2 protein-coding genes and 1 tRNA gene are annotated in these 4,302 nt (G+C 59.6%); 1 reads left to right on the top strand and 2 read right to left on the bottom strand.

Annotation, left to right across the window (positions count from 1 at the left end; translation table 11 throughout):
• Window positions 1-305 precede the first annotated feature (305 nt).
• Window positions 306-1,970, top strand: a complete 1,665-nt coding sequence (locus tag EN939_RS23045; RefSeq protein ID WP_127271886.1) for a hypothetical protein — start codon at window positions 306-308, stop codon at window positions 1,968-1,970.
• A gap of 385 nt (window positions 1,971-2,355) precedes the next feature.
• Here the strand turns inward: EN939_RS23045 and EN939_RS23040 are convergent.
• Both EN939_RS23040 and EN939_RS23035 read right to left on the bottom strand, forming a co-directional pair.
• Window positions 2,356-2,429, bottom strand: a tRNA-Gln gene (locus EN939_RS23040).
• A 177-nt stretch (window positions 2,430-2,606) separates the two neighbouring features.
• A complete protein-coding gene (locus tag EN939_RS23035) occupies window positions 2,607-3,539 on the bottom strand; it encodes a lysylphosphatidylglycerol synthase domain-containing protein (protein WP_127269916.1) in 933 nt (310 codons plus the stop codon).
• Window positions 3,540-4,302 lie beyond the last annotated feature (763 nt).

The raw sequence follows: 4,302 nt of genomic DNA, 5'->3' as shown, positions 1-4,302 counted from the left end.
GGCCGAGCCTAACCGGCTTGGGGGGGAATGCCGGCTGTCCGAATTATAGGCCTTTTTATGCATTTCTGCTAATTTAATTAAAGGACCATGTTCCGCACCCAGGCGCCAGATCGATAATAGCGTCTATCGGCGGAGTACCGAATTGGCCCGCTGAGCCGTCGTTATCGGATCGGCGTGACGATGCACGATCTTCCAGAGACCATCTTCTGGGCGAAAGACGCTCGTCACGCGTAACGCCGTCGTCCGGCCCTGGCATCTTGGCGCAGGACAGCTACATTTGTCCGCTACTTGCGGAGGGGGGTATTATGTCAGTGCAGCGGGTGCGTGAAGCCATCGGTCAGTTTCTAGCGTCAAATAAGGAGCAGGTTCTGTGTATCCGCGGTGATTGGGGCACGGGCAAGACATATACCTGGGACGATGTTCTCTCGAAGGCGGTCCTCAGTAAAAAACTCAAGCTGAAACGTTACGCAAAAGTCTCATTGTTCGGCCTGAACTCGATTCAAGACATCAAGCGCGACATTTTTCAGTCCACGGTGGCGATTGAGAAAATCGGAAAGCCGTTCGATTTTAACGACTACACCGACTACATAAACGAGGCGAAATCCTCCAACGTCGTATGGAAGGTTTTCGCATCTCTTACCGGTAGTGCCAGTGAAGCAGCCGTTGAAGCAGCAGCACTCAGCATCCGCAATCAGATCGTCCTGGTCGATGATCTGGAACGCAAGGGCGATGGGCTCAGAAGCGTCGATGTGTTGGGCTACATCTCCCAGCTCAGAGACGATCGGAAGTGCAAGGTTGTGCTGATCCTCAATGACGAGCAACTAGAGGACAAGGGTGAATTCGAGTCCTACTTAGAGAAGGTGGTGGACTTGTACTTGCGGTTCGACCCTTCTTGCGCCGAGATTGCCGACATCGCTATTCCGGGGGACGGTGACAACATCGCCGCCATGGTCCGTCAGCATGCTATCCTGCTGGGCATCAAGAACGTCCGAGTGATCTGGAAAATTCTAGCTCTGGCTAAGCAGGTCGCGCCTATGCTCGCCGGATATTCCTTTAGCGTGACAATGGATGCTGTTCGGACAATCACCCTACTCGCCTGGAGTTACCTTCAGCCAAAGGGCGCACCACCGCTCGACTACCTGAAGCGAGTCAACGCTTATAACCCGATCAAGGAGGACGCCGACCTCGACCTGAAATGGCGCGACCTGCTTGTCCAATACCGGTACACAGGCACCAGCGCGTTCGACCTGACCCTCCTTGAGGCTGTCCAGAATGGATACTTCGATCAATCGCGGCTGAACGCGCACGCGAAGGAGCTGAATGAGGCTGATATGTACCGCAAGGCAAAAGAAGCCATGCGGGAGCTTTGGGATGACCTACATCTGTCCTTCACGAAGCCGATCAAGCCCATACTCGACAGGTTCGTCGAGGTTTTTGCAAGCGAGCTTAAGTACTTGGACCTCGGCGACTTAGTGAGCGTCGAGCGCACGTTCCGTGAGTTGGGAGATCCGCGCGCAGAAGAGCTGGTCACACTATACATCCGGGAAAAGAAGGATGAGCCCGCCGCCTTCGATACCGATAGATTGTACGAGTTCGGCCGGGAGTTGTCCCCTGAACTGCTCAAGCGGATCAAGGAAGCTGAAAACGCCACGAAACCGAAGCGCACAACCGACGAGACTGTGATGGCGCTCGCCAAGAATATCACCGATCCGGAACTGCTGGCTGAAGCGGCTACGATTGATGTGGAAAGTTATGTCCAGATTCTCAAGGGGCATGAGGGTGAGGAACTGAGGGACATGCTCGCCGGCCTACGCCGTTACATGAACCTGATCGACGCCACGCCCGAGATGATCGAAATACTGACGCGATTCGCCAAGGCGGTCAAAGAAATTGGCAGGGAAAGCGCTATCAACCAGTACCGCACTCGAAATCTCGGCTTCATCCAATGGCTCGAAAAAAAAGAAGCTTAGGCGTAGGATTGCGTCTTGGTCCGGCGACCACCTCCCGGTGCAAGCGCTCAACGCGCGCCGCCCTCCCGGCCATGTGGTCGCGATTTGTTGCCATGGATGCAGCGCCGAATCGTCGTTCTGCGAAACCCCGGCTCTGCTAGCGATATCGGCGCGACTCAAGCCGCCGCCTAAAGCCCGGCTATCATCGCGGCGAAAGCATCGGATGGCGGCATGGCCGAAAATGGTGTGGCCAGCGCGAAAGGAAAAGCCTGCGGCAAGATGGCCAAGCGGCTGGAAAATAAGCGGCAGCTAAAATTCGCTTATTTTTCGCTTATTTTGTCACAGCGGCATGCACCACCAAGTTTCGGTTGGCGGCAAGAATTCAGTGTTTTCAGTGGGTTTATCTTGGCTGGGGAACCTGGATTCGAACCAGGACTAACGGAGTCAGAGTCCGTGGGTCTACCGTTAACCTATTCCCCAGCAGGCGCGGTCATGAACCGTGCGGGCCGAGCGGGCAAGCCGCTGTGAGCGCTGCCTTGTAGCCGCCAGCGGAAAATAGTCAAGCCTGCTCTGTGGTTCAATGGCACGTTTCGTCAGGTGATTTCAGGCGCCGCACTTCAGATGCCGGCGCGCGGCCTCCAGATCCAATCCCGCTCCTCAAGGCTCCGTCCGGCTGAACTGCGAGCGTTCGAAGAACAGCACCACACCCAGGCCAAGAATCAGCGGGATGATCAGGTAGAACAGCCGGAACACCAGCAGCGCCGCCAGCACGCCGACCGGATCCATGTCCGACAGGCCGGCGAGAAACACCACCTCGAACACGCCGAGCCCGCCCGGCGCGTGCGAGATCTGCGCGATCGAGAAGGAGACGAGGAAGACGCCCAGTATGACGAAGTAGCCGGGATTGTGGGCTGCGGGCAGGGCAAAGAAGATGATCGCGGCGGCGGCCAGCAACTCGATCGGGCCGATCAGCAACTGCCGCGCGACGATCGGCAGCGCCGGATAATGCAGCTGAAAGCTGGCGATCTTCAGCGGGCGCAGATGCAGCCAGCTGCCGAAGACATAGGCGGCGACGAGCAGCAGCATCGCGATGCCGGCCGCTTCCGACAGGCCATGATGGGCGATGCCGGAAAACCGGTCGAGTATCTCAGGCTCGAACACCAGAACCAGGCCCGAGGCCAAAATCGTCGACAGCACGAAGGTGATCCAGCAGACCGCCACCAGCACGCCGACATCCTGTCCGGTCAGGCCTCTGGTACCATAGGCGCGGTAGCGGATGACGGCGCCGGAAAACACCGAGCCGCCAATGTTGTGCGACAGCGCATAGGTGGTGAAGGAGCACAGCGTGACGAACAGCCACGACACGCGCTTGCCGATATGCAGGAGCGCGATGTGGTCGTAGCCGGCAAGCGAGGCATAGGCGATGATCGAACTCAGCGCGGCAAGGATCCAGCCCCGGGTCGGAATGGCGGTGATACCGTCCCAGACGTCGTCGAGCGAAACGCCGCGCAATTCGTGCCAGAGCAGCAGCAGCGAGAAGATCACGGCGGCGATGCCCACAACCGGCCAGAAATAGCGTCTCCAGTTCATTGCCTGACTGCCATGCGTTGCGGGTCCGCTTCCTTTTCGTGGCTGGTGGGAGGCCGGCTTTGCCGGATTCTTCCGCTCATTTCAGAAATGCCTCATCGAAGCCGGCTATTCAACCGCGAACCCTTGTCGCAGCGTCGGCCGGCTAGATTTGCCGCAGTGAGCGGCCGAAAGAGGTGCCGGCAGGCGTAGCGCCGGCAACTGCGGCGTGCGGGTTCATTACGCGGCCGCCCCGGAACGGCGGTTTGCGGCCTGCCGGCAAAATTCGGCACGCGGCTCTTGGTGATCGGGCGCGGCGCTGTTAGTCTGGCGGCAACTTAAAACACTGAAGCGCCTGCTGCGTCCATCATAGGTTCGCGCGGCGCCGGAAGGAACGACAGTGGAAGACCACGACACCGGCGCCGGCGCGCCGGAGGTGGGCGTGTCCAGCGCTTCCCGGCGGTCGGCTGGCCCGGGGAATGCAAGCTGGCAGCAACGCCGCCCGACGGAGCTCCGCTCCGCGGACGGGCAGGCGGGCGACGCACCCCACAAAGGCAAGCCCAAGAAGCGGCGCAAGCGAAGGCGCGGGCGCAAGGTTTTTGCGCGCGACGAGACACGTCCCACGGAGAATCGATCGCCGGCGCCGGGCGAGACCGGTGTCCCGGCGGCGGAGGCCCACAGACCGTCGGAATCGGTGGCCTCGCCCGTCGCTGTGGTGCCACGGCCGGAACAGAGCGCCCGTCGGCCGCCGGTCCAGGAGCTTCCGGTGTTTGCGGCGCTTGACCTT

This window comes from Mesorhizobium sp. M7A.F.Ca.CA.002.05.1.1 (assembly GCF_003998335.1).
Lineage (GTDB): Bacteria > Pseudomonadota > Alphaproteobacteria > Rhizobiales > Rhizobiaceae > Mesorhizobium.
Note: the sequence above shows the minus strand (reverse complement) of the source record. Positions and strands in the feature narration are given on the sequence as shown.